Annotated in this window: 23 protein-coding genes and 1 pseudogene; 5 read left to right on the top strand and 19 right to left on the bottom strand. The window is 75.3% G+C overall.

Features of this window, described 5'->3' with window-relative positions; all coding sequences use genetic code 11:
* Nucleotides 1–73 precede the first annotated feature (73 nt).
* The 4 genes from AB0D66_RS27785 to AB0D66_RS27800 all read right to left on the bottom strand — a co-directional run bounded on the left by AB0D66_RS27785 (nucleotide 74) and on the right by AB0D66_RS27800 (nucleotide 4,150).
* Nucleotides 74–685: a TRIC cation channel family protein gene (locus tag AB0D66_RS27785; RefSeq protein ID WP_362309100.1), complete on the bottom strand. Its 612-nt coding sequence runs from the start codon at nucleotides 683–685 to the stop codon at nucleotides 74–76.
* A gap of 176 nt (nucleotides 686–861) precedes the next feature.
* The gene (locus AB0D66_RS27790; protein ID WP_362309103.1) at nucleotides 862–1,986 is read right to left on the bottom strand and encodes an acyl-CoA dehydrogenase family protein; all 1,125 of its coding nucleotides are present in this window, start codon (nucleotides 1,984–1,986) and stop codon (nucleotides 862–864) included.
* Nucleotides 1,983–3,176 carry an acyl-CoA dehydrogenase family protein gene (locus tag AB0D66_RS27795; RefSeq protein ID WP_362309106.1) on the bottom strand — a complete coding sequence of 398 codons (1,194 nt, stop codon included), beginning with the start codon at nucleotides 3,174–3,176 and terminating at the stop codon, nucleotides 1,983–1,985. Before AB0D66_RS27795 ends, AB0D66_RS27790 begins: the two co-directional genes overlap by 4 nt.
* Nucleotides 3,173–4,150 (bottom strand): NADPH:quinone oxidoreductase family protein, encoded by a 978-nt coding sequence (locus tag AB0D66_RS27800; RefSeq protein WP_362309109.1) that lies wholly within the window; start codon nucleotides 4,148–4,150, stop codon nucleotides 3,173–3,175. Before AB0D66_RS27800 ends, AB0D66_RS27795 begins: the two co-directional genes overlap by 4 nt.
* Nucleotides 4,151–4,366: 216 nt before the next feature.
* Between AB0D66_RS27800 and AB0D66_RS27805 the strand changes: the two genes are divergently transcribed.
* Nucleotides 4,367–5,503, top strand: a complete 1,137-nt coding sequence (locus tag AB0D66_RS27805) for a hypothetical protein (protein WP_362309112.1) — start codon at nucleotides 4,367–4,369, stop codon at nucleotides 5,501–5,503.
* Nucleotides 5,504–5,552: 49 nt separating this feature from the next.
* Complete coding sequence (locus tag AB0D66_RS27810) at nucleotides 5,553–6,452, top strand: SDR family oxidoreductase (RefSeq protein ID WP_362309114.1); 900 nt, start codon at nucleotides 5,553–5,555, stop codon at nucleotides 6,450–6,452.
* 29 nt (nucleotides 6,453–6,481) lie between these two features.
* Here the strand turns inward: AB0D66_RS27810 and AB0D66_RS27815 are convergent, their stop codons facing one another.
* The 5 genes from AB0D66_RS27815 to AB0D66_RS27835 all read right to left on the bottom strand — a co-directional run bounded on the left by AB0D66_RS27815 (nucleotide 6,482) and on the right by AB0D66_RS27835 (nucleotide 11,725).
* Complete coding sequence (locus AB0D66_RS27815; protein ID WP_362309117.1) at nucleotides 6,482–7,318, bottom strand: enoyl-CoA hydratase/isomerase family protein; 837 nt, start codon at nucleotides 7,316–7,318, stop codon at nucleotides 6,482–6,484.
* 61 nt (nucleotides 7,319–7,379) lie between these two features.
* Nucleotides 7,380–8,144, bottom strand: coding sequence for a PIG-L family deacetylase (locus AB0D66_RS27820; RefSeq protein WP_362309120.1), 765 nt, complete (start codon nucleotides 8,142–8,144; stop codon nucleotides 7,380–7,382).
* A 54-nt stretch (nucleotides 8,145–8,198) separates the two neighbouring features.
* Complete coding sequence (locus AB0D66_RS27825; RefSeq protein WP_362309179.1) at nucleotides 8,199–9,503, bottom strand: alpha/beta fold hydrolase; 1,305 nt, start codon at nucleotides 9,501–9,503, stop codon at nucleotides 8,199–8,201.
* 127 nt (nucleotides 9,504–9,630) lie between these two features.
* Complete coding sequence (locus AB0D66_RS27830; protein WP_362309123.1) at nucleotides 9,631–10,719, bottom strand: S-(hydroxymethyl)mycothiol dehydrogenase; 1,089 nt, start codon at nucleotides 10,717–10,719, stop codon at nucleotides 9,631–9,633.
* A 73-nt stretch (nucleotides 10,720–10,792) separates the two neighbouring features.
* On the bottom strand, nucleotides 10,793–11,725 hold the full coding sequence (locus tag AB0D66_RS27835; protein ID WP_362309126.1) for a LysR substrate-binding domain-containing protein: 933 nt from the start codon (nucleotides 11,723–11,725) through the stop codon (nucleotides 10,793–10,795).
* Between the two features lie 71 nt (nucleotides 11,726–11,796).
* On the opposite strand from AB0D66_RS27835, the gene AB0D66_RS27840 reads away from it, so the two are divergent.
* Both AB0D66_RS27840 and AB0D66_RS27845 read left to right on the top strand, forming a co-directional pair.
* Nucleotides 11,797–12,849 (top strand): dihydrodipicolinate synthase family protein, encoded by a 1,053-nt coding sequence (locus AB0D66_RS27840; RefSeq protein WP_362309129.1) that lies wholly within the window; start codon nucleotides 11,797–11,799, stop codon nucleotides 12,847–12,849.
* A 510-nt stretch (nucleotides 12,850–13,359) separates the two neighbouring features.
* Nucleotides 13,360–14,064, top strand: a complete 705-nt coding sequence (locus tag AB0D66_RS27845) for a LysM peptidoglycan-binding domain-containing protein (RefSeq protein WP_362309132.1) — start codon at nucleotides 13,360–13,362, stop codon at nucleotides 14,062–14,064.
* A 10-nt stretch (nucleotides 14,065–14,074) separates the two neighbouring features.
* Here AB0D66_RS27845 and AB0D66_RS27850 read toward each other — a convergent pair whose 3' ends face one another.
* From AB0D66_RS27850 to AB0D66_RS27885, 8 genes and pseudogenes are all read right to left on the bottom strand, one after another.
* Nucleotides 14,075–14,980, bottom strand: a complete 906-nt coding sequence (locus AB0D66_RS27850) for a squalene/phytoene synthase family protein (protein WP_362309135.1) — start codon at nucleotides 14,978–14,980, stop codon at nucleotides 14,075–14,077.
* 80 nt (nucleotides 14,981–15,060) lie between these two features.
* Nucleotides 15,061–16,710, bottom strand: a complete 1,650-nt coding sequence (locus AB0D66_RS27855) for a serine/threonine-protein kinase (protein WP_362309138.1) — start codon at nucleotides 16,708–16,710, stop codon at nucleotides 15,061–15,063.
* A gap of 27 nt (nucleotides 16,711–16,737) precedes the next feature.
* Nucleotides 16,738–18,255, bottom strand: a pseudogene (locus AB0D66_RS27860) (peptide-N4-asparagine amidase); the annotation flags it as partial.
* A gap of 382 nt (nucleotides 18,256–18,637) precedes the next feature.
* A complete protein-coding gene (rraA, locus tag AB0D66_RS27865; RefSeq protein WP_362309141.1) occupies nucleotides 18,638–19,117 on the bottom strand; it encodes a ribonuclease E activity regulator RraA in 480 nt (159 codons plus the stop codon).
* Nucleotides 19,118–19,185: 68 nt separating this feature from the next.
* Nucleotides 19,186–19,374: a hypothetical protein gene (locus tag AB0D66_RS27870; protein WP_362309144.1), complete on the bottom strand. Its 189-nt coding sequence runs from the start codon at nucleotides 19,372–19,374 to the stop codon at nucleotides 19,186–19,188.
* A gap of 35 nt (nucleotides 19,375–19,409) precedes the next feature.
* Nucleotides 19,410–19,676 (bottom strand): GlsB/YeaQ/YmgE family stress response membrane protein, encoded by a 267-nt coding sequence (locus tag AB0D66_RS27875; protein WP_362309147.1) that lies wholly within the window; start codon nucleotides 19,674–19,676, stop codon nucleotides 19,410–19,412.
* Nucleotides 19,677–19,752: 76 nt separating this feature from the next.
* Nucleotides 19,753–20,745 (bottom strand): hypothetical protein, encoded by a 993-nt coding sequence (locus AB0D66_RS27880; RefSeq protein ID WP_362309150.1) that lies wholly within the window; start codon nucleotides 20,743–20,745, stop codon nucleotides 19,753–19,755.
* Nucleotides 20,742–21,551 (bottom strand): phosphatase PAP2 family protein, encoded by an 810-nt coding sequence (locus AB0D66_RS27885; RefSeq protein ID WP_362309153.1) that lies wholly within the window; start codon nucleotides 21,549–21,551, stop codon nucleotides 20,742–20,744. Before AB0D66_RS27885 ends, AB0D66_RS27880 begins: the two co-directional genes overlap by 4 nt.
* 150 nt (nucleotides 21,552–21,701) lie before the next feature.
* Here AB0D66_RS27885 and AB0D66_RS27890 point away from each other — a divergent pair, with 150 nt between their 5' ends.
* The gene (locus AB0D66_RS27890; RefSeq protein WP_362309156.1) at nucleotides 21,702–22,346 is read left to right on the top strand and encodes a TetR/AcrR family transcriptional regulator; all 645 of its coding nucleotides are present in this window, start codon (nucleotides 21,702–21,704) and stop codon (nucleotides 22,344–22,346) included.
* 155 nt (nucleotides 22,347–22,501) lie between these two features.
* Here AB0D66_RS27890 and AB0D66_RS27895 read toward each other — a convergent pair whose 3' ends face one another.
* Both AB0D66_RS27895 and AB0D66_RS27900 read right to left on the bottom strand, forming a co-directional pair.
* Nucleotides 22,502–23,032: a TerD family protein gene (locus AB0D66_RS27895; protein WP_362309159.1), complete on the bottom strand. Its 531-nt coding sequence runs from the start codon at nucleotides 23,030–23,032 to the stop codon at nucleotides 22,502–22,504.
* Nucleotides 23,033–23,125: 93 nt separating this feature from the next.
* Entirely contained in the window at nucleotides 23,126–24,310 is a 1,185-nt protein-coding gene (locus AB0D66_RS27900) for a VWA-like domain-containing protein (protein WP_362309162.1), read from the bottom strand.

A 24,310-nucleotide genomic window follows, 5' to 3' on the forward strand; every position in this document is an offset into this window, starting at 1 on the left:
CGGTGGCCGGCGGCTACGGGTCTAACGCCGCGCGGCGGGCGAGGTCACCCCCTGGGGGTGCCGGGGGCCGGGATCAGGCCGCCGCGCGCTGGAGCCGGGGCAGGTGGAGGTCGCGGAAGACCGCGGCCATCCGCAGCGCGAAGACGAGGCCGGCGCAGACGGCGGTGTTCGGCGCGTCCGCGACGCCGGCCCGGTGCAGGCCGAGGTAGGCGGCGGCGCCGGCCAGCGCGGCCGTCGCGTACACCTCCTCGCGCAGCAGCAGCGGCGGGAACTCCCCGCACAGGACGTCGCGGACGACCTCGCCGGTGACGCCCGTGAGGACGGCGAGGATGAGGACGGCCACCGGCGTGACGTGCGCGTCGAGGGCGGCGCGGGCGCCGATCACGGTCACCACGGCGAGGCCGACGGCGTCGACCACCATCAGGGCGCGGTGCGGGAGCTCCCAGCGGCGCAGGTAGAGCATGGTCGCCACGCCCACGGAGGCGATGAGCACGAGCAGCACCCAGTCGTGGGTCCAGTAGAGCGGGTGCCGGTCGAGGATCAGGTCGCGCAGGGTGCCGCCGGAGATGGCGGCGGCGAAGGCGAGGACGAGCCCGCCGAAGGGGTCCATGTTGGCGCGGTGCGCGGCCAGTACGCCGGAGGCGGCGAAGGCGGAGATGCCGAGGAGGTAGAGGGCGTGCAGCATGGCGCCTCCTTCACGGGGCGGGGTGTTCTCGGGGCGACCCGTCGAGGGTGCCGCACCCGGCCCCGCCCCCGCATCGGCCGTTCGGCCAGGCCCGGGCCCCGGTATCGACCGGGGCGGGGCCGCCGGGCCGGCCGGGGCGGGGCGCCGGGCGCCCGTTCCGGCCGGCAGGGCGCCCCCTACGGCGCCGGGAGTTCCGCGAAGTCGGCGACCAGGCCGCGGTGGTGGCCCGCGGTGCCCAGGGCCAGGGAGTCGGCCTTGGCCCGTTTGAGGTAGAGGTGCGCGGGGTGTTCCCAGGTCATGCCGATGCCGCCGTGCAGCTGGACGCACTCCTCGGCGGCCCGGACCGCCACGCCCGAGCAGTAGGCCTGGGCGACGGCGACCGTGAGCGGGGCGTCCGGGGACTGGGTGGCCAGGGCGTCGGCCGCGGCCCTCGCCGCCGCCCGGGCCGAGGCCACGTCGAGCCAGAGCCGTGCGAGCCGGTGCTTGAGGGCCTGGAAGGAGCCGACGGGCCGGTTGAACTGGTGGCGGACCTTGAGGTATCCGACGGTCTCCGTCAGGCACCACTCGGCGATCCCCAGCTGCTCGGAGGCGAGCAGCCCGGCCCCGGAGAGCAGGGCCCCGGCGACGGCCGCCCGGGCGGTGGCGGGGTCGGCGAGGCGGGTGCCGGCCGCGCCGTCGAGGGTGACGGCGGCCAGCGGGCGGGTGAGGTCGAGAGGGACCTGCGGGGTGATCCCGGCCGAGGCGGCGGGGACGGCGTAGAGCCCGGTGTCGGCGAGCACCAGCAGGACGTCGGCGGCCACGGCGTCCGCGACGGAGGTGACCGTACCGGTCAGGGTCCCGCCGCCGGAGTCCCGGACGGCGGCCGGCAGCGGGGCGCCGGGGGCGAGGGTCAGCGGCACGGCCGGTACGCACACCTGCCGCCCCGAGGCCAGCTCCCGCAGCAGCGGGACGGCGTCCTCGGTGTCGCAGCCGAGCAGGATCTCGGTGGCGAGCACCGCGCTCGTCAGGTACGGGGCGGGCGCCACGGCCCGGCCCAGCTCCTCCAGGACCACGGCCGCCTCGCGGTGGCTCGCGCCCTGGCCGCCGAGCTTCTCCGGTACGAGGAGCCCGGCCGCGCCGATCCCGGCGGCGAGGGTGCTCCACAGGGCCGGGTCGTGGGGCCGGTCGGTCTCGATCCGGGCGAGGATGCCCGCCGGTGTGCAGCGGGCCTCCAGGAGGGACCGTACGGCGGTGCGCAGTTCGTCCTCTGCCTCGGAGTAGAGCAGGTCCGCCGGGGTCGTGGGGGTCGTCGGCGTCGTCATCGGGCGAGGTCCTTCCAGGCGAGGTCCTTGTCGTCGCGCGGCTCGGACGGCAGGCCCAGCACGCGTTCGGCGACGATGTTGAGGAGGACCTCGCTGGTGCCGCCCTCGATGCTGTTGCCCTTGGCGCGCAGGTAGCGGTAGCCGGCGTCGCGGCCGGTGAAGTCGACCAGTTCGGGCCGGCGCAGGGTCCAGTCCTCGTAGGACAGGCCCTCCTCCGCGAGGAGTTCGACTTCCAGGGCGCTGATCTCCTGGTTGAGGCGGGCGAAGGTGAGCTTCATGCCGGACCCCTCGGGGCCGGGCTGGCCGACGGCGAGCTGCTGGCGCAGCCGTTCACCGGTGAGGCGGGCGACCTCGGCCTCCACCCACAGCTCCAGCAGCCGCTGGTGGAGGGCGTGGGTGCGCAGTGCGGGGCGTTCGCGCCAGGCGGCGGCGACCGGCGCGATCATGCCGCCCTCGCGCGGGATGCGCATGCCGCCGATGGAGACGCGCTCGTTCATCAGGGTGGTGCGGGCCACCGCCCAGCCGTCGCCGACGGCGCCGAGCCGGTGGGCGTCGGGGATGCGCACGCCGGTGAGGAAGACCTCGTTGAACTCGGCCTCGCCGGTGATCTGGCGCAGCGGCCGGACCTCGACGCCGGGGTCGTGCATGTCGCACAGGAAGTAGGTGATGCCCCGGTGCTTGGGCTGTGCCGGGTCGGTGCGGGCGATCAGGATGGCCCAGCGGGCGGTGTGGGCGCTGGAGGTCCACACCTTCTGGCCGTCGACCACCCACTCCCGGGACTCCTCGTCGAGGACGGCGCGGGTGCCCAGCGCGGCCAGGTCGGAGCCGGCGCCGGGCTCGCTGAAGAGCTGGCACCAGACCTCTTCGCCGAGCCACAGGGGGCGCAGGAAGCGCCGCTTCTGCTCCTCGGTGCCGTACGCGAGGATCGTGGGCGCGGCCATGCCGAGCCCGATGCCGATCCGGCGCGGGTCGTTGTCGGGGGCTCCGGCGGCCTCCAGTTCGGCGTCGACGACGGCCTGGAGGGACCGGGGCGCGCCGAGGCCGCCGAGCCCCTCGGGGTAGTGGACCCACGCCAGTCCGGCGTCGAACCGGGCGCGCAGGAAGTCCGTACGGGAGGTGGTGGCGGGCGGGTGGGCGGCCAGCAGGCCGCGTACGCGGGTGAGCAGGTGCTCGGCGGTGGCGGCGGTCATCGGGAGACACCCCGGTCCCCGGGCATGGCCAGGACCACCCGGCCGGTGGTGGCGCCGTCGGCGAGGCGCTGCACGGCGTCGGCGACGGCGGGGAGCGCGATGGTCTCGCTGACCAGGGGCTTGATGGCGCCTTCGGCGGCCAGGCGGGTGAGTTCGGTGTGGCAGGCGCCGATCGAGGCCGGGTCCTTGGCGGCGTAGAGCCCCCAGTGGAGGCCGAGGATCGAGTAGTTCTTGATGAGGGCGTGGTTGAGGGCGGGCGCGGGGACGGTGCCGCTCGCGAAGCCGACGATGACGATCCGGCCCTCGAAGGCCACGCACTTGGCGGAGGCGGTGTAGGAGTCGCCGCCGACGGGGTCGTAGACGACGTCGGCCCCGCGGCCGCCGGTGAACTCCTTGACCCGGGCGACCACGTCCTCGGCCCGGCGGTCGATCACCAGGTCGCAGCCGAGCTCCTCGGCGACGCGCACCTTGGCCTTGCCGCCGGCGACTCCGATGACGGTGGCCCCGGCGGCCTTGCCGAGCTGGACGGCGGCGCTGCCGACCCCGCCGGCGGCGGCGTGGACGAGCAGGGTCTCGCCCGCCTGGAGGCGGGCCCGGCGGTGCAGTGCGAACCAGCCGGTCTGGTAGCCGATGTGCAGGGCCGCGGCCTGGGCGTCGTCGAGGCTCTCGGGGGCCGGGAGCAGGGCCCGTTCGGGCGCGACCACGTATTCGGCGAAGCCGCCGTGGGGCAGGCTCGGGTTGGCGATGACGCGGCGGCCGTCTTCGGTCAGGCCGCAGATCTCGACGCCGGGGGTGAAGGGCAGCGGGGGGCGGATCTGGTACTGGCCCCGCACGAGGAGCGCGTCGGGGAAGTTCAGGTTCGCCGCGAGCACCTTCAGCCTCACCTCGCCCTCGCCGGGCACCGGTTCGGGGATCTCCTCGAGGCGCATGGCCTCTCGGGGCTCTCCCAGGGTGTGTACTCGCCATGCCTGCATCCGGGGCCTCCAGCCGCCGTCGAGGAACCACGCTCCGCGGGCATACTAAGCGGTCGCTTGCCCTTCTGTGAACCACGGGGACCCCTCGGAACCGCGCGGGGACGCGCACGGAAAGCGGGCGACCCCGCCGGGGTGGCCCGATTAGCATCAACAGGCAGTCTTCCTCAGGCATATGACACGACCATCGGGGGGAACCGTCCCATGAACAGAAGCCGTATGAGAGGTACCACGTCCGCCGCCGCGACCGCAGCCGTCCTCGCGGGGCTGATCACCGCCGCCGGACCGGCCGCGGCGGCCGGTCCGGCGTGCACGCCGGGGATCACCGTGCTGCCCTCCCTGACGGGCGGTCCCGCGGGATCGGTCCGCGCCTTCGGCCCGGACGGGCTGGCGGTGGGGTCCAGCTCCGGGCTGCCCGCGTACTGGACCGCGGACGGGCGCGTCCACGCGGTGCCGATGCCGGAGGGCTTCCAGGAGGGCACGGTCACGGCCGTGAACGGCAAGGGTCTGATGGCGGGCACCGTGCGGAGCACCGCGCAGGGCTCCCCCGGCGCCGCCTTCACCTACCAGCTCGGCGCCGGGTCGGTCCGGCTGGTCACCGCCACGTCCGCGCGGTCCGGCGGGGCCGAGGTCAACGACGCGGGCCACGTGGTCGCCCTGGACGACGGCGTCGCCAAGGAGTGGGTGAACGGCAAGGTGGCGCGCGAGCTGCCCGTCCCCGCCGACGCGCACCCGAGCACCGTCATCAGCTCGGTGAACGGCATCAACAGGCGCGGCGACGTCCTCGGCACCGCGTACACGAACTACTGGGACCAGGACAACGACCAGATCGTCAGCAAGACCTTCCCCGTGGTCTGGCCCGCAGGCGGCTACCCGACCGCGAGCCTCCCGGTGTGGAACGACGGCGACCAGACCGTCGGCACCCACGCGACCGGCATCGACGACAAGGGGCGGGTCGTCGGCTACGAGAAGCTCAGCCACCGGGACTGGCAGGAGCGCAAGCCGGCCGTCTGGAAGCGGCCGTACGACGCCCTGCCGGCCGGCCCCGGGCTGGTCGCCGGGTACGAGCACCTCACGCTCGACGCCGTCAGCCCGACCGCGAACACGGCGGTCGGCTCGGCCGTGACCTTCGTCGAGGGCTACCCCAACCACATCCGGGCCGCGTACTGGCCGGGGGCGGGCGCGGCCAAGGCGCTGCCCCACCCCGCAGGCGCCACCCAGGACGCGCGCAGCGAGGCCTTCGCGGTCTCGGACGACGACCGGGTGGGCGGCAGCTACTGGGGCTGGGACGGCGTCGGGTCGGGCGCCGTGATCTGGACCTGCGCGGGCCGGCAGGCGTACACCCCGCAGAGCTGATCCCGTCCGGGGCCTGGTGATCTCGGCGCCCGCGCGCTATCGATGCCCCATGACGGACGACTCCCGGCGCGGCCTGCCCGCGCCCCCGCCGCTCGGCGCCGCCGCCCTGCCCCCCGGTACGTACGCGGGGCAGGTGGTCCTCGTGACCGGCGGCGGCACCGGGCTGGGCAAGGCCATCGCCGCCGAGTTCGCACGGCTCGGCGCCGATCTGGTGATCGCGAGCCGCCGGGCCGAGCAGCTGGCGGCGGCGCGGGACGAACTGGCGGCCGTACCCGGCGCGGGCCGGGTGACGGCCGCCGTGTGCGACATCCGCGACCCGGAGCGGGTCGCGGACGTCTTCGACGCGGCCGAGGCCGCCTTCGGGCTGCCGGACGTCCTGGTCAACAACGCGGCCGCCAACTTTCCGTCCCCTGCCGAGGACCTCTCGCCGAACGCCTGGCGGGCCGTGGTGGACATCACCCTGACCGGCACGTGGTTCATGACGCGGGAGTTCGGCCGCCGCCACCTCGCCGCGCGGACCCCGGGGTCGATCGTGAACATCGGCGCCTCGTACGCCTGGACGGGCGGGCCGGGCTTCGCCCACAGCGCGGCCGCCAAGGCGGGGGTGAAGAACCTGGTGGAGACCCTCGCCGTCGAGTGGGGCCCGTACGGCATCCAGGTCAACGGCCTGGTGCCGGGGCTGTTCCCGCACGCCGACATGTCCGGGGACATCCGCGGCGGCCTGGACCGGGCCGCACCCGACGCCAAGGACGGGCGGCAGCCCGCCCTGCGGGTGGGCGAGCCCCGGGAGCTGGGGTGGGCCGCGACCTTCCTGGCCTCGCCGTACGCCCGGTTCGTCACCGGCCACACCCTGGTGGTCGACGGCGCGAACTGGCAGCGCCGGGCGCTGGTCAACCCCGAGGTCGTGCCGGTGCGCGAGCAGCTGGGGCGGGGGCCCTTCGGCGCCTGACCCGGCCCGCTTCCGCCGTCCGCGACCCCCTAGCCCCCCGTGAAGCGCGGGGGGCGGCGGGCGGCCTTGGCCGCGTAGCCCTCGCGGCAGTCGTCCGAGGTGAGGGTGAGGGCGGCCGTCATGGCGACGCGGTCGAGGGCGGCCGGCAGGGCGGCGTCCGCGTAGGCGTCGACCGCGCGCTTGATGCCCTGCACCGCGAGGGGGGCGTTCGCGGCGATCTCCGCCGCCAGGCCGCGGGCCGCGGCGTCCAGCTCCGGGCCCGGCACGACGAGTTGGACCAAGTGGAGGCGCTGCGCGGTGGCCGCGTCGATACGGCGGCCGGTCAGGGCCAGGTACTTGGCCCAGCCCGCCCCCGCCTCGCGGGCGATGCGCAGGTCGCCGCCCGCGTCCACCGCCACGCCCAGCTGTGCCTCCGGGAGGGCGAAGACGGCGTCCTCGGCGGCCACCCGGATGTCGGCCATCAGGGCCAGCTCGAAACCGAAGCCCAGGCAGTAGCCCTGGACGGCTGCCACCACCGGCTGCGGGAGGCGGGCGAGGACCGCGAAGCGCTCGTGGACCCAGCGGATGCCCTCGTAGTAGTTGCGGGTCCGCTCGGCGGCCGATCCGCCGGTGATCGCGCCGCCGGGCGCCGTCACGTCGATGCCCGCGCAGAAGGCCCGGCCCTCGGCCCGCAGCAGTACGGCGCGGACCGAGGGGTCGAAGCGGATCCGGTCCGCCAGCAGCCCCAGCTGACGGGTGGACTCCCAGCTCCAGCCGTTGAGCTTGTCGGGGCGGCACAGGGTGAGGACCGCGAGGCCGTCCTCGCCGGTCTCCAGCCGGATCCGCTCCTCCCCCTCCGCGACCTCCGTGGCGACGGTGTCGATCACGTGTGCTGCACCCCCGTAACCTCGTAGGTTTCTGACGGAGCGTCAGCCTAGGGGCGGCCGGTCAGCGGGGGAAGACCTCGAACGGGACCGCCGGGCGCCCGCCGAACCGGGCCGCGGCCTGCTGGGCGTTGCCGGTGAGGAAGCTGCGGACGTACTCCGCCGGGTCCTGGTCCGTGAGCACCTCGATGTACGCCTTGTGCTCCAGCAGGGAGGCGATCGACCGCTCGAGGCCCGGACCGGCGTCGGCCGCGTGCGTCGGCGTGCTGGAGCCGGCCACCGCCACCCAGCGCACTCCGCTCCACGGCTCCAGGCCCTGCTCGGTGAGGAGTTCGGGGAAGATCCACCGGTTTCCGGCGTCACCGGCCGCGTCCAGCACGGCCCGGCCCACGGCCTTGTGGTCGGGGGTGTTCCAGAAACCGCCGCCCTGTGCACCGCCCCACGTGTCCCGGTGGTTGAGCGTGATCACCAGCTCCGGGCGGTGCCGTCGGATGGCCGCCGCGATGTCCCGCCGCAGGCCGAGGCCGTACTCGACGACGCCGTCGCGGTGGTCGAGGAACTCCACCTCGGACACGCCGACCACGGCCGCGCTCGCCCGCTGCTCCGCCTCACGCAGCGGGGCGCAGTCGGCGGGGGCCAGGGTATCGATGCCCGCCTCGCCCCGCGTGGCGAGCAGGTAGACGACCTCGCGGCCCCCGTCGGTCCAGTCCGCGATCGCGGCCGCGCAGCCGTACTCCAGGTCGTCCGGATGGGCGACGACGGCCAGGGCGCGCTGCCAGTCGGTGGGCATGGGCTGCAAGGGCTCGGGCTGATCACGCTGTTCGGTCATGCGTCGCACGATAGACGAGCGGACCGGCCCGGGGCGGGGCCCGGCGCGGCCCGGTCAGGCCTCGCCGCGGACGAGGGCCAGCAGCCGGTCCAGGACGCGTGGGCCGCCCGCGCGGACGCCGTCGTGCTCGAACTCGTCCGTCACCCAGGTCCGCAGCCCCCGGACGGCTCGGGCGGTCTCCAGGGAGTGCGCGGTGTCCACGTACATGTCGTCGTGGTAGACGACGGCGGCCGCCGGCACCTCGTTGGCGGCGAGCCGGGCCCGGTCATAGAGGGGTTCCCAGCCGGTACGGGCCGCCAGCAGTTCGGCGGTCTCGCGCAGCGGGGCGAGGGAGGGGTCCGAGGTGAAGTGCCAGGGGTGGATGGTCTCGCCGGTGAACAGGACGGGCTCGTCCCCCGCGAGGGCCTTCGCCGCGTCGAAGCGGGGGTGCCCGGCGCGCACCCGCTCGGCGGCCCAGGCGGTGGGCGCGGCCGGGTCCTGGGCGTAGCACGCCTCGTGGACCAGCGCGTAGAGGGGGTGCCCGGCGAAGGAGAGCAGCGCGCGGGCCCCCTCGAGGAAGGCGTCGGACAGGGCGGGGCCGGCGGCGGTGCGGACGAAGGCGTCCTCCAGCAGGTAGTGCAGTTGGTGGCTGCCGTCGCCGGAGCCGAGGATCATGCCGAGGGACTGGAAGGCCTCGACGGTGAGGCGGTAGCCGCCGGGGAGCTCGGCCGGACGCTCGGCGAGGTGGGCGGCGATCCGGCGGGCGCGCTCGACATCCATCGGGTAACGGCGGTAGTGGGCCTGGTTCTTGCGCTCGACGCGGGGGTACGCGGCCTCGTACACCTCGTCCGCGGTGGCGGTCAGCGAGGGGAGGCCGCCGGTGATCAGGGCGGCGCTGAGGCCCTCGGGGGCCGTGGAGAGGTAGCGGGTGGTGCAGAACCCGCCGAAGCTCTGGCCGAGCACGGTCCACGGGGCGCCGCCGGTCAGGGCGGGGCGGATGGCCTCGGCGTCGCGCACGATGGAGTCGGCGCGGAAGTGGGCGAGGTGGTCGGCCTGCTGCGCGGGGGTGCCGCGCAGGGGCAGGGTCTGCCGGTTCACCGGTGTGGAGCATCCGGTTCCGCGCTGGTCGAGCAGGAGGACCCGGTAGTCGGCCAGGGCCCGCTCCAGCCATGCCTGCCGGCCGATGAGCCGCCGGGCGCCGAAGCCGGGTCCGCCCTCCAGGTAGAGCAGCCACGGCAGGGTCCCCGGGTCCTTGCCGGCGGCGACGACCTCGCGGGCGTACAGCTCGATGTGCTCGCCGTCCGGGCGGGCGTGGTCCAGCGGGACGGTGAACCGGTGGTCGGTGACAACCGTTCCGGGCTGGCGGTAGCTGTGCTCGATGGTCACGGACGGCCCCTGGGATACGAGGTACGGAAGGTACGGGGCCCGTGCTCCGGCCGGGTCGCGGCCGGAGCGCGGGGATGGCGTTCCGGTGAGTCTAGTACGGGGCCCAGCGGCGGACCGGGGCTTACGGGAACTCGACCACCGAGCGGAGGACCTCGCCGCGCTCCATCCGGGCGAAGGCGTCCTCCACCCCGTCGAGGGGGATGGTCTCGGAGACGAAGGCGTCCAGGTCGAGCCGGCCCTGGAGGTAGAGGTCGACCAGCAGCGGGAAGTCGCGCTCGGGCAGGCAGTCCCCGTACCAGGAGGACTTGAGGGCGCCGCCGCGGCCGAAGACGTCCAGGAGCGGGAGTTCGAGCTTCATCTCCGGCGTGGGGACGCCGACCAGGACCACGGTGCCGGCGAGGTCGCGGGCGTAGAAGGCCTGCCGGTAGGTCTCGGGGCGGCCGACCGCCTCGATGACCACGTCGGCGCCGTTGCCGTCGGTGAGGGCCTGCACGGCCTTGACCACGTCCTCGGTGCGGCCGTTGACGGTGTGGGTGGCGCCCAGGCCGCGCGCCCACTCCAGCTTCCGGTCGTCCAGGTCCACCGCGATGATCTTCGAGGCGCCGGCCAGCCGGGCTCCCGCCACGGCCGCGTTGCCCACTCCCCCGCACCCGATGACGGCCACGGAGTCGCCGCGCCCGACGCTGCCCGTGTTCAGGGCGGCGCCGAGGCCCGCCATCACCCCGCAGCCGAGCAGCCCGGCGGCCGCCGGCGAGGCGGCCGGGTCCACCTTGGTGCACTGGCCGGCCGCGACCAGGGTCTTCTCGGCGAAGGCTCCGATCCCGAGCGCCGGGGACAGCGGGGTGCCGTCCTCCAGGGTCATCGGCTGGGTGGCGTTGTGCGTGGCGAAGCAGTACCAGGGGCGGCCGCGCCTGCAGGCCCGGCAGGTACCGCACACCGCTCGCCAGTTGAGGACCACGAAGTCGCCGGGGGCCACGGAGGTGACGTCCGGGCCGACCGATTCCACGATCCCGGCGGCCTCGTGGCCGAGCAGGAAGGGGAACGCGTCGTTGATGCCGCCCTCGCGGTAGTGGAGGTCGGTGTGGCAGACCCCGCAGGCCTGGACGCGGACGAGCGCCTCGCCGGGCCCCGGGTCGGGCACGAGGATCGTCGTCGTCTCCACCGGTGCGCCCTTGCTCCGGGCGATGACCCCTCGTACGCGGTGCGTCACGTCGTAACCCCGTTCTGCTCTCGTCGGTTCTCGGTCAGAACGTACACGGGCGCCGCCCGGTAAGGGAGTTGCCTCACTCCGGGGCGCGAGATCCGGCCAGCTCAGGGGGTACGCAGGCGCGCAGGGCGGCGCCGAACGCGGCCACCGCCGGGTGGGCGCCGGCCCCGCTGCGGAAGGCGAGGTTGGTGCGGCGCTGCATACGCAGGCGGGTGAGGCGGACGGCCGGGTCGGCGGGGCCGGTGACCCCGAGCTGCGGTACGACGGCCACGCCCTGGCCGGCCGCGACCAGGGCGAGCACGGTGGCGAACTCGTCGACCCGGTGGCGGACCCGGGGGGTGAACCCGGCGGCCTGGCAGGCCCGTTCCGTCATGGCGTGGCAGAGGGTGCCGGGGGTGGCGGTGATCCAGGGGTCCTCCGCGTGCGCGCGCAGGACGGCGCCCTGGTCGTCTCCCGGGGGCGGTTCGGGGACTCCCGCGGCCGGCGCCGCCAGGTACATCGCCTCCCGGTACAGCGGCTCCGTGGCCAGACCGGGCTCCCGGGCGGCGGGCACGAAGTCGTAGGCGTGGACCAGGGCCACGTCGAGGTCGCCGGAGCGCAGCGCGTGCGCGACCGCCGCCGGGTCGGTCTCGCGGACCATGGGCTCGAGTCCCGGGTGGCGCCGGGCGAGGGCGGACAGGGCGGCCGGGACGATGGCCCGGGTGGCGGTGGGGAAGGCCCCGATGCGCAGGGCTCCGGCCAGGCCGCCGCGGGCCTCGGCGAGATCGGACTCGGCCTGTTCCAGTCGTTCGAGCACGGCCTCGGCGTGGCCCACCAGGTGCTGCCCGGCCGGGGTCAGGCGGACCCGGCGTCCGGTGCGTTCCAGCAGCGGGAGCCCTGCTTCGCGTTCGAGGACGGCGAGTTGCTGGGATACCGCCGAAGGGCTGAAGGCGAGGGCTTCGGCGACGGCGGCGATGGTCCCGCGGCGGGCCAGTTCGCGCAGCAGTCGCAGGCGTCGTACATCGAGCATCGGCTCAGCTTACGGGTGGGGTAAGAAACGCGAACTGGATTCGGCGCTCGGGGCGGGCGAGGCTCGACGGCATGGCACAGGACACCACTGACACCAGGCATACGACGGACACCACGGCGCACACGGCCGGCCCGGTCGGCACGACGGCCGCGGCCGGCACGACGGGCACGACGGGCACGACGGGCACGACGGGCACAACGGGCACGGCCGGCTCGGTCGCGACCGCCGATCCCGGGGCGGGCCCCTCCCTGCGCGGGGTCCACGTCCCGCTGGTCACCCCCTTCACCCGCGCCGGGGAGATCGCCGCCGAGGCCCTGGAGGCACTCGCCCACGAGGTGCTCGACGGGGGCGCTGCCGGGATCGTCGCCCTCGGCACCACGTCCGAGGCGGCCATGCTCGACGAGGCGGAGCGCGACCTCGTCACCGGCGTGTGCGCCCGGGTCTGCGAGGAGCGGGGCGCACTGCTGACGGTGGGCGCCGGGGCGAGCGGGACGCGGGCCGCCGAGGCCTCGCTGGTCCGGCTGGCCGGGTGGCCGCAGGCGCGGGCGGCACTGGTGGCCGTACCCGCGTTCGTACGACCCTCGGCGGCGGGGGTGCTGGCGCACTTCACGCGGCTGGCCGAGGTGAGCCCGGTACCGCTGATCGTCTATCACGTCCCGTACCGGACCGGGCAGTCGCTCGACGCCGTCACCCTGCGGGCGCTGGGCTCCCTGGACGGGGTCGCCGGCGTGAAGTACGCGGGCGGCTCGGTCGGGGAGGACGCCGTGGCGCTGCTCGGGGACCTGCCGGACGGCTTCGAGGTGCTGGCCGGGGACGACGCCTACCTCTCGCCGATGCTGGCCCTGGGTGCGGCCGGCGGGATCCTGGCCTCGGCCCATCTGGCGACGGACCGGTTCGCGGAGCTCGCCCGGGCCTGGCGGGCGGGTGACGTGGCGCGGGCCAGGCCGCTGGGGCACGCCCTGGCCCGGATGTCCGCTGCGGTCTTCGCAGAGCCGAATCCGGCGGTCGTCAAGGGCGTGCTGCACGCACAGGGCCGGATCCCGGCGCCCGGCGTACGCCTCCCGCTGCTGCCGGCCTCGGGGGCGGCGGTGACGGCCGCCCTGGAGCGGCTGGCGGAGCTCTGAGACCCGGGGCCGGGCCGGGCGGCGGGCGGCCCGGGGCGGGGCGGACGGCAAGGCGGGCCGGGGCGGGGTATCCGGGCCGGGGCGGGGCGGCGGGGTGTCCGGGCGGGCAGGCGTACAGCCGGAAACCGTGACCGGAAAACGTCCACGATGGGCGATTCGCCTGCAACGCACCTGTCGCCCGAATCCGGCCCGCGGAGAGCGGACTTGCCCGTATTCACCAGGCAGCCGCGAGCAGGCCTGCGGCCCGTGATGTGAGTCACTCGGAACGCATCAACATCAATTCCTTCGAAGGGTCGATTCCCTTTTCCCGGAAAGAAAGTTGGGAAATGCGCGAAGCGCCCGGCAAGGTCATTTCCGCGGCATCGGGCAGGAAGTCGATCTACTGGTGGAATTCGGGCCTTGTTCCCGCGCCGCGAGCTCGCCTACGGTCACCCTCATTCCCGGCGGACCCGCTCCCCAAACCGGCCACCTCCGGGGCCTCTCCGTCCCCCCCACGTGAGGAAATGCGCCATGTCCGCAAAGGGAAAGCACCGCCGGCCCAAGCAGCACCCGATCACCCGCAAGCTGGCGCTCGCCGGCACGGGCGGCGCGGCGCTCGCCCTCCCTCTGATCAGCACGACCACCGCCGGGGCGGCGGAGGCGGCCGCGGTTCCCGCGGCCCGTTCCGCGGTCGCGGCCCCCGTGGCCGCCGCTCCCGCGTCGTATTCCGTGGTGGCCGGTGACTCGCTTGCCAAGATCGCGGCGCAGCATTCCGTGAGCGGCGGCTGGGAGCAGCTGTACGCGGCGAACAAGAGCATCGTCGGCGCCGACCCGTCGATCATCCGGCCCGGGCTCAAACTGACCCTCGGTACCCCGGCCAAGAGCACCGCCGCGGCCCCCGCCGCCACCACCTACGCGAACAATCTCGACGGGTGGATCCGCGAGTCCCTCGACGTCATGGCGAAGCACGGCATTCCCGGGACCTACAACGGAATTCACCGCAATGTGATGCGGGAATCCTCGGGCAATCCGAAGGCGATCAACCTCTGGGACATCAACGCCCAGAACGGGATCCCCTCCAAGGGCCTGCTCCAGGTCATCGACCCGACGTTCAAGGCCTACCACGTGCCCGGCACCTCGCTGGACTCCTACGACCCCGTCGCGAACATCACGGCCGCCTGCAACTACGCGGCCGCCCGCTACGGCTCCATCGACAACGTCAACGGCCCCTACTGACGCGGCGGTGTCACCGCCGCGCCGCGGCGCGCGCTTTGAGCAGGGTGCGCAGGGGGGCCACCAGGCCGTAGCCGACGTCCCTGCGCAGGGCCGCGGATCCCGCGCGCTCCACCGCCGCGAGCTGGTGGGCCATCAGCTCCCCCATCGTGGCGGTGACGGGGCGCAGGCCGGGGTCGACGAGGGCGAGGATGCCGTCGGCGGCCTCCAGGGCGGCCCGGGCCCGGCCGGCCTCGGCGGTGAGGAGCGCGCGTACGGCCGGGGTGTCCCGGGCCTGTTCGAGGTCGGCGCGGGTCACTGAGTGCTCGTCGAGGCGGGCACGCGGAATGCAGAGGCGGCCGTCCGCCAGGTCCCCGGCGAGGTCGGCGAGGAAGTCGACGCGCTGGGCGGCGTCGACGAACCGCCGCCAGGCCGCGGCCTGTTCGGCGTCGGGGCCGCCCTGGTACTGGAGGCCGGTGAAGACCAGCACGCCCGGCCAGGCGTAGGCGTCGAGGTAGTCCTGGAAGTCCTCCTCGGCGGCGAAGCCTTCGAAACCGGCCTCCGCGGTGGCGGCGCCCTCGAGGAACCGGGAGACCCAGTGCGCGGGCAGGGCGCGGGAGTCCACGGCGTGCGCGTACGCGCGCAGCAGCGGGTCGGGGCTGTCCCCGGTCTTCAGGGCCGCTTCGACGCGCCCGGACAGCTCGGCCAGGTTGGCGGCCCTCGAAGCCGGGGTTCCGGTCTCGGCCACGTCGTCGACCAGGTTCATGAAGGCGAGTCCCGCGGCGAGCCAGGGCACCAGGGGCGGCGCGGCGAGCAGGCGCAGCGCGAGGTAGGGGGCGGGTTCGCGGCGCAGCACCCGGCGGGCGGCGTGGGTGTAGTCGCTCCGCAGCCGGGTGCCGGATATTCCGGCGGCCGTGAGTGTGGTGCCCCAGGTCGGCATGGTCGTGGTGCTCCTCGAAACGTTTCTCCGCGCGTACGGAGATCAGGATCGCAGGCGCGCGCCCCCGGCCCGGCCCCGCGTCAGGAGCGGTACACCTTCCTGACCTTTCCGTCGGTGCCGGCCAGCACGTAGCCGCCCTGCCCGTACTCGTCGCTGAGGTAGGGCCGCATGGAAGGGCTCTGGTCCATCATCCAGGGCTCGACGATCACGTAGCGGGAGGTCGGGTTCGCCACGCCCAGCTCCCGTCCGGCCTGCTCCAGGAGGGCGGGCAGGGTGTCCCATTCGACCTTCTCCATGTCGATGAGCGGAACGCGGTCCTTGACCGTGCCGGCGGGGCCGGTGCGGGTGACCGCGCCGTCGCGGTACTGCCAGGAGTCGACGGTCTTGGCTCCGGGGGCGGTGGGCACGGCGGCGATGACGTAGGAGTCGTAGATCCGCAGGTTCACGAAGCTGGTGGTGCCGGTCTGGCCCTTCAGGGCCGCCAGCGCGGTCCGGATGTTGGCCGGGGTGAGCAGGCTGCCCTCGGGGGTGGCGCCCTTCTGCGCACTGGCCTTGGGGCCGGGGGTCGAGGGGGCCGCGGAGACCTGGCCGCCTGCGGGGTCGGCGCCTGCGCTCCGGCTCGGGCCGCCGGAGCCGGCCTTCGCGCCATCGCCCTGGCCGGTGCCGTCCGGCAGCCACTTGACGATGCCGACCGTACCGGCGACGAGGACCGCCGCGAGGGCCGCGCCGAGCAGGACCGGGCGCCTGCGCGGGGTCGCCTGCGCCGGCGGGAGGGGCGCGGTGACCGCGTACGGGTGGGGCACCGGGCCGAACGGCGGCGGTGTGGGCGGCCCGTACTGCCCGACGGGAGGCGCGGCCGCGGGGGCCGCCGGGGCCGTGGCGAGAGCGGTGCTCGCATCCCGGAGCAGCTGTTCCAGCTGCTCGGCGTCGGGCCGCGCGCCCGGATCCCGTACGAGCAGCCGTTCCAGTACGGGCGCCAGCGGGCCGGAGCGTACGGGGGCCGGGATCGGCTCGTCGAGCACCGCCACCACGGTGGCCAGGCTGGTGGCCCGGCGCAGCGGGTGGACGCCTTCCGCGGCCACGTACAGCAGCATGCCGAGGGACCACAGGTCGGAGGCGGCCAGCCCCTCCTCGCCGCGGACGCGCTCGGGTGCGATGTACTCCGGCGAGCCGATCAGCACGCCCGTGGAGGTGAGGCCGGTCGAGCCGTGCAGGGCGGCGATGCCGAAGTCGGTGAGCACCGCCGACCCGTCGGGCCGCAGCAGCACGTTGGCCGGTTTCACGTCGCGGTGCAGGACCCCTTCGGCGTGCGCGGCGCGCAGGGCGGACAGCACGTCGCGGCCGAGCCGGAGCACGTCCCCCGGCGGCAGCGGTCCGGAGGCCAGCCGGTCGTGCAGGGAACCGCCCCTGACCAGCTCCATCACGATCCACGGATGACCGTCCGTGCCCTGGGCGGGCTCGACGATGTGGTGGATCGTCACCACGTGCGGGTGGGCGAGGCGGGCCAGGGCCCGGGCCTCGCGGACGGCCCGCTCGCGCAGCTGGTCGGCGAGGCCCGGCTGGGCCGCGGCGGTCGCCGGGTCCGGCGGGCGCACCTCTTTGAGCGCGACCTCGCGGTGCAGTGCGATGTCGCGGGCGCGCCACACCGTGCCCATGCCGCCGCTGCCCAGGGGCGCGACCAGCTCGAAACGGCCGTCGATCAGCTGTCTGCCGGCCTCACTCGTCTCCATGGCCGGTCATCGTAGGCGGCGCCGGTGTCAGCAGCGTCGGCGGTCCACCGTGACGGTGCCCTGCACGGCGGTGACCGTACGGTCGTAGCACCCGCCGGGGGCCTGGGACCCGTACAGGCGGGAGCGGGCGGAGGTGGTGGCGACGGCGTGCCGCTGGTCGCGCGGGACGTTCGCGGTGTAGGTGGCGTCGCCGGTGTACCGGTCGTCGAGCCGGGAGGCGTCGATCGTGCGGCCGCCGCGCAGGGTGGCGGTGTCCGCGCGGTCGCCGAGCGAGAGGACGGTGCGCAGCCGGTCGCCGTCGCCGAGGGTGGTCTCGCCGTCCATCGTGTAGGTGCGGTGGGTGCGGGTGGCGGTGCTCCCCCGGGTCACGGTCTCCTCGTCGGTCCAGGCGGCGGTGAGCGCGTCACGGTTCTCGCCGTCGGTCCAGCGGTGGACGGAGGTGTGGTGGACGGCGCGGGTGACGGTGGTGGTGACCCGCCCGTGGGAGGTGTCGAGGTGTCCGGCGACGGTCAGCCGGTGCCCGCCCTCGGTGTCGAGGCGGTGTTCTGCGCCCGGCGCGGCGGGGGTCCAGCGGGAGGAGTTGGCCGGGGCGCCCTCCTCGTACCGGGTGAGGGCGCCGGTGACGACCTTCCGTGCCTCGTCCTGCCACAGCAGCAGGTTGGTGGGGGTGCTCCAGCCGCTCTGCCCGGCCGGGACCCCGGCCACGGACACCTCGATCCGGTGCGGACGGCCGTCGTTGAGGAGGGCGGCGAAGGGGGTCAGGTCGTAGGTGATCGGCTGCACGTCGAAGGCGCGGGGGCCGGGGGTGACGTACCAGAGGAAGGGGTTGGACCAGCCGCCGGTCCATACGGTCGGGAAGGGCGCGGCGATGCCGGCCGTCCGCCCGTCCACGGAGATGCGGACCTCGCGGTAGGGGCCGTCCGCGGCCTTGCAGGAGTACGGGGCCGCGTCCGGGGTGGTCATGTACCAGTACTCCTCGCAGCCGCCGCCCGAGCCGGTGGCGTACACCTCGGCGAGGAGGCGTTCCGTGTTGCGCGGGGTGGTGACGGTGGGGCTGGTGAGGGGGAGCACGCGGTCGGGGGTGGCGGCGGGGCCGGTGCGGCCCTCGGCGGCGTAGAAGGTGAGCGTGGCCTTGACGTCGATGACGCCGGTGTAGGTGTCGTCGACGACGTTGCCGATGAGCATCTCGACGGGCTGCGGGCGGGCGAGCGTGTCGCGGTAGCGGGTGACGTCCTTCTCGACCGACCAGGTGATGCCGTCGGGCGAGGGCTGGGGGGTGGAGGTGCGCAGGATCTCGACGCCGCCGAGGGAGAGGTGGCCGAGGCGGTCGTACTGGCGGCCCTTGACCTTGCCGTCGAGGCGGAGCACCACCGCGGCCCAGTGGTCGCCGCCGCAGCCCGCGGGCGGGGCGTAACTGCCCCGGTACGGGGTGAAGTCGCGAAACTGGGCCTCCGCGAGGGTGACTTCGCAGGAACGGGTGCCGGGCCTTGTCACCGGCGGGGCGGGGGTGAGGGGGTCGTGCCAGTCGGTGCCGAACTCGGCGGGCGGTGTGTCGCCCCCGGCGGCGGCCGGGGTGGCGGCGGAGGCGGGTGCCGGTGCCGGTGCGGCTGCGTTCGCGGGTCCCGCGGTCGCCGGTACGGCGGCGTTCGCGGGTCCCGCGGTCGCCGGTACGGCGGCGTTCGCGGGTCCCGCGGTGCCGGCCAGGGTGGCCGCGGCGAGGGTCAGCGCGCCGAGCAGGCCCATGATCCTGTGTCGTGTCATGGGCCAGCAGTGAAACCGGGCGGCCCGGCCGGCGCCAGGGCCGGGGCGGCGCCCCTGGCCGAAAATCGCCGCTCGGCGGGGCCGGCCGGGCCCGTCGGGCCGGGCGCAGCCGCCGCGGGGCCGGGCAGTTCGCCGGCCCCGGCCCCGGTCGGGTGGGGCGGCCCCGTCAGGCCCGGAGGACGACGACGCCGTCGGCGTCCGCGTGGACCGTGTCGCCGGGGCGGAAGGCGGCGCCGCCGATCGTGACGGGCCCGTCCACCGTGCCCGCGCCGGTCTTGCCGCTCTTGCGGGGCACCGTGCCCAGCGCCATCACCCCGAGGTCCAGTCCGCCGAGGGCCACGCTGTCGCGGACCGCGCCGTTGACGATCAGCCCGGCCCAGCCGTTGCGCGCGGCGGCGCCGGCGATCAGGTCGCCGACGAGGGCGGTGCGCAGCGAGCCGCCGCCGTCCACGACGAGGACGGCGCCCTCGCCCGGGGAGTGCACGAGCTCGCGCAGCAGCGCGTTGTCCTCGTGGCAGGAGAGGGTCCGCACGGGGCCGGCGAACAGCCGGCGGCCGCCCAGCAGGCGGAACTGGGTCGCGCAGATGCCGAGGTCTTCGCCGTGCTCGTCGTAGAGGTCCGCCGTGGGGACGGGTGTGGGGCTCATATCGCTGGAACTTCCTCGCGGGCTCGTTCTGGTACGCCGTGGCGGGGCTGTGCGGAGCCAGGGACGACCTAGCGTTTCAGGGCACGGTACCGCTTGAGCAGGGCGGTGATCTTCTCGGGATCCGCCCTGCCGTTCAGCTCGGCGAGGAGGTCGTCGGGGCAGAGCTCGTAGAGGTCTCCCCACCATCGGCCGCCCTTGGTCTTCCAGATGCGGTAGCCGCCCGGGACCCCTCGTGCCACGTAGGCGCGTCGGCTCATGCCCCGTCCCTGCCCCGCTCGGTGCGTCCGGACACTCAGTCGCGGGAGTTGCCGAAGAGGATCCGGTAGCCGATCAGCAGGACCAGCGAGCCCGCGATGGCGGAGCCCCAGGTGGCGAGGTCGAAGAACTGGGTGTCGATCGGGCGGTCCAGGAACTTCGCCGAGAGCCAGCCGCCGGTGAAGGCGCCGGCCACGCCGATCAGGGTGGTGCCGATCAGGCCGCCCGGGTCCCGGCCGGGCAGCAGGACCTTGGCGATGCCTCCGGCCAGCAGTCCCAGGATGATCCAGCCGATGATCCCCATGTCCACGCACTCCGTTTCGGTCTTCCGGCGGTCCACCCAGGAGGACGCGACCGGGGCCGAAACGGTTCTCCGATGCTCAGCAGTGGCGGGCCGGCGCGAGCACGCCCCGCGGTGCCGCGGACGGGGCGGCAGGAGCCGGGGCAGGTGCGGGGCCCGGGGCAGGGACCGGGGCAGGGACCGGGACGGAAGGCGGAGCGGGGGCCGCGACGGGAGGCCGCCCCGGGACGGCGGCGGCCGGTCCGGCGGCCGGGTCCGGCGCGGTGCGGGTCAGCAGCAGGACCCCCCGCGCGGCGGCCAGGGCGCCCGCCGCGGCCAGCAGCACCCCCGCCGCGCCGCCCTGGAGGCGTTCGCCGAGCAGGACCATGCCGATGGCGGCCGCGGCCAGCGGATTGGCCAGGTTGACCACGGCGAGCGGGGCGCCGAGCCCGCCCCGGTAGGCCCGCTGCGACAGCAGCATCCCGCCGACGGCGAACACCACGACGAGCAGGGCCACGGTGACGACCCGGAAGCTGAACAGGGATCCGCCGCGGCCGCCCGCCACGGCCACGGTCTGGGTCAGGGCCGAGGCGGCGGCGGAGGCCAGCCCGGAGGCCGTGGCGTGCCGCAGCCCGGAGCGCGGGTCCTTGACGGCGGTCAGCAGCAGGATCACCGCCGCCGTGGTCCCGGAGACGGCGAGCGCCTCGGCGAGCGTGAGCGTGTCGTCGGGGGCCGGCCCGGAGGCCGGGAGGAGCAGCAGTCCCAGTCCCGTGACGGTGGCCAGGGTGCCCCGCCACTCGGTGGCCGCCACCCGGCGGCCGGATCCGCGCGCCCCCAGCGGTACGGCGGCCACCAGGGTCAGCGCGCCGAGGGGCTGCACGAGGGTGAGCGGTCCGTACCGCAGGGCCGCGGCGTGCAGCAGGGCCGCGGCGGCGTTCAGTCCGGCCGACCACCACCAGGCCCCGTTGCCGAGCAGGGCTCTGGCGCTGCGGGCGGCGCCGGCGCGGGCGAGCCGCTCCTGGGCCACGGCGGCCGCCGCGTAGGCCGCGGCGGAGGCCAGGCAGAGGCCGACGGCGAGGGCGGTGGCGTTCACCGTTCGGCTCCGGCGGGCACCGGCGCGGGCGCGGTCGTGGCGCTCCGCGGGCCCGGCAGTCCGGGTACGGGGGTGGCGGCGGCTCCGCGGCGCGGCACGAGCAGCAGGGCCGCCCCGAGGAGCAGGGCCGCCACGACGGCGTCGAGCCAGTAGTGGTTGGCGGTGCCGACGACCACGAACAGGGTCAGCGCGGGGTGCAGCAGCCACAGGGCGCGCCACCGGCCGGACGTGGCGGCGATCATGCCGAGCGCGAGCATCAGCGCCCAGCCGAAGTGCAGGGAGGGCATCGCCGCGAACTGGTTGGCCATGGTGTCGGTGGCCGGGGCGGCCCCGTAGACGCTGGGTCCGTAGACCTGTCCGGTGTCGACCAGGTGCGCGGCGCCGAGCATCCGCGGGGGCGCGAGCGGGAAGGCGAGGTGCAGGGCGAGCGCGGCTCCGGTGAGCACCACGAGCACGCGGCGGGCCCAGAGGTAGTGGTCGGGCCGGCGCAGGTAGAGCCAGATCAGGAAGAGCGCGGTGGCCGGGAAGTGGACGGCCGCGTAGTAGGTGTTGGCGGTGTGGACCAGGGCGTCGCCGTGCAGCAGCAGGCGCTGTACCGATCCCTCGCCGGGGAGGAGCAGGGCGCGCTCGGCGTCCCAGATCCGTGCGGCGTTGCGGAAGGCCTCTTCGGTGCGTCCGGTCGAGAGCATCCGGCCCGCCTTGTAGACGGTGAACAGCCCCGCGACGAGGAGCAGCTCGCGTATGAGGCGGCGGCGCGCGGCCCTCCGGTCGGCCGCCGCCCCGGCGGGTGTGGTGTGGGAGGTCATCCCCCGGCCCCTCTTCCTGTTGCGCACAGATCGACACGCCAGTGTATCGATACATCCGCGTATCGATACGACGGTGTACCGATACGCTCGCGTTCCCGTACACTCGCACTGGAACCTGCCGCCGAGGCCCCCCGAGGAGAGCCGCACCCCATGACGTCGACGCCGACCGCCGCGCGCCGCTCCAAGATCTCTCCGGAGCGGGAGCAGGAGTTCTTCGACGCCGTGCTGGAGCAGCTGCGCGAGCACGGCTACGAGGCCCTGACGATGGAGGGCGTCGCCGCGCGGGCCAGCTGCGGCAAGTCCACGCTCTACCGGCAGTGGAAGACCAAGCCCCAGCTCGTCGCCGCCGCCCTGCGCGCGAACCGGCAGGGCACGCTCGTCGCGGTGGACACCGGGACGCTGGCGGACGACCTGCGCGAGGCGGCCCGGATCGCGGCCTGCACCTCGGGGCGCGACACCCGGCTCATGCAGGCCCTGGGGCACGCGGTGCTCAGCGACGCGGAACTGCAGGCCGCGCTGCGCGAGGCGCTGGTCGAGCCGGAGCTGGCCGCGTTCGCCGTGATGGTGGAACGGGCGGTGGCGCGCGGTGAGATCACCGCGGACCACCCGGCCGTGGAGTTCCTGCCCGCGCAGCTGATGGGTGTGCTGCGCATCCGGCCGGTGCTCGAAGGCCGCGACGCCGACGCCGGCTACCTGCTGCGGTTCGTCGAGGCCGCCGTACTCCCCGCCCTGGGCCTCACACCGCCCGCAACCCCCGGACCCGCCGGCGCCCCGAGCCCCGCCGGGACCCCCTGAACCGGCGGGCCGCCGTCCCGATGACCGGACGGTGACCCGCCCGCGCTGCCTCGTGGGGACGGCGGCAGCGCGTCGCCCGGACCGGGCGGTGGCCACTTACTCGAGGAGTGGCCGCCGCCCGATCCGTGTGGTCCCCGGCGGCACGTGACCCGTCGTCAGCGGACGGCACCCATGGTGCGGGTGAACTCCTCCGGGTCGGCGTCGAAGCCCTGCAGACGGGCGTCGAGCGACCAGGCTCCCGAGGCGTCGCGGGTGAACACCGCGACCGTGGCGGCCGTGGCGGCCGGTACGGCGTCGAAGTCGCCCTCGGCGAGGTCGGTGTGCCCCTCCCGGATCCGGACCCCGGTGCCCGCGATGTCGGCGAAGGTCGCGCGCCGCCCACCGGTGTCCTGGATCAGCACCCCGACCACCACGCGGCGCAGCTCCGCCGCCATCCGGTCGAGTTCGAGGGTCATCACCTCGTCGAAGCCGAACCCCTGGCCCGTGTGGCTGTCGCGGTTCAGGGTGATGGTGCCGTCGGGCGAGCGGCTGCCGAAGTGGACCAGGTGCACCGGGACCCCGTGCAGGTCCGCGGCGCCGTACACCGCGGCCACTATGTCGAGGTCGTGCGCGGGCCGTTCGGCGGGACTGGGGTCCCACCGCAGAGCGACCTCCACCTTGGCCAGGCCCTTGCGTACACCGGTCACCGAACTCCCCCTTCGCTTACGGGTATTGCCCGGCCATGTTCCCACGTGTCCCCCGCCGCGGCCCGAACGACCGTACGTTCCCGGCCAGTGCGCTCACCTGGCGAGGTCGACGCGCACGGTCTCCACCCAGGCCGGGGGCGCGGGCGGGTCCTGTCCGACGAGCGCGGCGATCAGCCGGCAGGACGGCGTCTCGTCCGGCCACGGCGTGTACCCGTCGGTCAGCACGACCACGACGTTCGGCCGGTCCGGCAGGGCCAGCGCCGCGCCGATGCCGACGCGCATGTCGGTGCCTCCCCCGCCGGCCAGGGTCACCTCGCCGGCGCTGCGCACCCGGGTCACGGCGTGCACGTCGGCGTCGCAGGCGAGGACGGCGACCCGGTTTCCGCCGACCCCCACCTCCCGCAGGACGCCGGTGACCTCGGCGAGCGCGGCCGCCAGGTCGTCCGGGCCCATCGACCCCGAGGTGTCGATGACGATCGCGACCCGCGGCAGCGGCCTGCGCAGGCTGGGCAGCACCACGCGGCCGCCGAGCGCGGGCGTGCGGCGCGAGGGGCGGCGGTAGGTGTAGTCGACCGCGCCGGCCGCCCAGGCGGCCGCCTCCCGGACCGCGCCGGCCAGGGCGCCGCGCCAGTCGACGGAGGGCTCCAGCAGCTCCTCGGCCCAGCGGGCCCAGCCGTCGGGGATCCGGCCCCGGCTGCGCTGGTGGGCCCGTACGGCCTGGGCGGTCTGCCGGCGCAGGGCCTCCGCCTCCACCGGGCCGACCCGGGCCGGGCCGCCGTCCTCGCCCAGCTCCCAGGGTGCGGGGGCGCCGTGCGCACCGGAACCGCAGTCGGGCCCGTGGGGGGTGGGCGGGATGGCGGACAGGTAGCTCTCGAACAGGCCGCCCGCGGGCAGGCCGTAGTGCCGCGGCTCCATCCGCCCCTCGGGCAGCGCCAGCCCGTCGGCGAGCAGGTCGTCGTTGATCTCGCAGTCCTGGGCGATGTTGACCCGGACGTGGTCGCGCTGGTCGGCGGCGGGCAGGCGCTCGGCCCGGCCGTGGTGGTCGCGCAGCAGGTGGGCCGCCTCGTGGATCCACACCCCGGCCAGTTCGGCCACCGGGGTCGCCTCGACGAAGGCGGGCGCCACGTAGCAGCGCCAGTGCCGGTCGACGCCCATGGTGCGCACCCCGTCCGAGGGGACCACGGTCAGGGCGTACAGGGCGGAGGCGAGGTACGGGCGGGCTTCGGCGGCCTTGTAGCGGGCGGCCAGCAGCTTCGCTCGGTCCAGGGCCGGGCGCAC

The organism is Streptomyces sp. NPDC048270, from assembly GCF_040652335.1.
Taxonomy (GTDB): Bacteria; Actinomycetota; Actinomycetes; order Streptomycetales; family Streptomycetaceae; genus Streptomyces.

What these genes read in the sequence shown, in the direction of transcription:
- AB0D66_RS27785 (WP_362309100.1), bottom strand. Translation starts at nt 685, where the DNA reads ATGCTGCACGCCCTCTACCTCCTCGGCATCTCCGCCTTCGCCGCCTCC.
- AB0D66_RS27790 (WP_362309103.1), bottom strand. Translation starts at nt 1,986, where the DNA reads ATGACGACGCCGACGACCCCCACGACCCCGGCGGACCTGCTCTACTCC.
- AB0D66_RS27795 (WP_362309106.1), bottom strand. Translation starts at nt 3,176, where the DNA reads ATGACCGCCGCCACCGCCGAGCACCTGCTCACCCGCGTACGCGGCCTG.
- AB0D66_RS27800 (WP_362309109.1), bottom strand. Translation starts at nt 4,150, where the DNA reads ATGCAGGCATGGCGAGTACACACCCTGGGAGAGCCCCGAGAGGCCATG.
- AB0D66_RS27805 (WP_362309112.1), top strand. Translation starts at nt 4,367, where the DNA reads ATGAGAGGTACCACGTCCGCCGCCGCGACCGCAGCCGTCCTCGCGGGG.
- AB0D66_RS27810 (WP_362309114.1), top strand. Translation starts at nt 5,553, where the DNA reads ATGACGGACGACTCCCGGCGCGGCCTGCCCGCGCCCCCGCCGCTCGGC.
- AB0D66_RS27820 (WP_362309120.1), bottom strand. Translation starts at nt 8,144, where the DNA reads ATGACCGAACAGCGTGATCAGCCCGAGCCCTTGCAGCCCATGCCCACC.
- AB0D66_RS27835 (WP_362309126.1), bottom strand. Translation starts at nt 11,725, where the DNA reads ATGCTCGATGTACGACGCCTGCGACTGCTGCGCGAACTGGCCCGCCGC.
- AB0D66_RS27840 (WP_362309129.1), top strand. Translation starts at nt 11,797, where the DNA reads ATGGCACAGGACACCACTGACACCAGGCATACGACGGACACCACGGCG.
- AB0D66_RS27845 (WP_362309132.1), top strand. Translation starts at nt 13,360, where the DNA reads ATGTCCGCAAAGGGAAAGCACCGCCGGCCCAAGCAGCACCCGATCACC.
- AB0D66_RS27850 (WP_362309135.1), bottom strand. Translation starts at nt 14,980, where the DNA reads ATGCCGACCTGGGGCACCACACTCACGGCCGCCGGAATATCCGGCACC.
- AB0D66_RS27855 (WP_362309138.1), bottom strand. Translation starts at nt 16,710, where the DNA reads ATGGAGACGAGTGAGGCCGGCAGACAGCTGATCGACGGCCGTTTCGAG.
- rraA (WP_362309141.1), bottom strand. Translation starts at nt 19,117, where the DNA reads ATGAGCCCCACACCCGTCCCCACGGCGGACCTCTACGACGAGCACGGC.
- AB0D66_RS27870 (WP_362309144.1), bottom strand. Translation starts at nt 19,374, where the DNA reads ATGAGCCGACGCGCCTACGTGGCACGAGGGGTCCCGGGCGGCTACCGC.
- AB0D66_RS27875 (WP_362309147.1), bottom strand. Translation starts at nt 19,676, where the DNA reads ATGGGGATCATCGGCTGGATCATCCTGGGACTGCTGGCCGGAGGCATC.
- AB0D66_RS27885 (WP_362309153.1), bottom strand. Translation starts at nt 21,551, where the DNA reads ATGACCTCCCACACCACACCCGCCGGGGCGGCGGCCGACCGGAGGGCC.
- AB0D66_RS27890 (WP_362309156.1), top strand. Translation starts at nt 21,702, where the DNA reads ATGACGTCGACGCCGACCGCCGCGCGCCGCTCCAAGATCTCTCCGGAG.